Annotated in this window: 1 protein-coding gene; it reads right to left on the bottom strand. The window is 61.0% G+C overall.

Going from position 1 to position 374, the window contains the following annotated elements:
- Positions 1 to 124: 124 nt before the first annotated feature.
- Positions 125 to 374, bottom strand: a 250-nt coding sequence (locus tag IMZ11_RS44840; protein WP_228649923.1) for an SDR family oxidoreductase, incomplete at its 5' end; no start/stop codon positions are given.

A 374-nucleotide genomic window follows, 5' to 3' on the forward strand; every position in this document is an offset into this window, starting at 1 on the left:
GTGCGGTGCACACCGAAGACGGCGAACTCATCGCCTCGTTCAGTCAGGATGCGCTGATTCGTCCACTGCGCACCACAGATACCAGCATCTCCGAGCACTCGCGGCTTTAGACCGGCGCCGCCGCTCAGATCTTCAGATACCCCTTGTCTGCCGGGATCTGGGCGGCGGTGACCAACGACGATGCATCACTGGCCAGCCAGAGCACGATGTCGGAGATGGTGTCCGGCGCGATGAGCGAATCCGTCGGTAACGCGCCGGGGGAGAAGCTGTGGATGTAGTTCGGATGGTCCTGCAGCAACTTGTACATCGAAATGTCGTTGCCCATCGGGGTGTCGGTGCCGTAAGGATGGACCGAATTGACCCGGATCCCGAAC

This window comes from Microtetraspora sp. AC03309 (assembly GCF_020826795.1).
In the GTDB taxonomy this organism is placed as follows: Bacteria; Actinomycetota; Actinomycetes; order Streptosporangiales; family Streptosporangiaceae; genus Microtetraspora; species Microtetraspora glauca.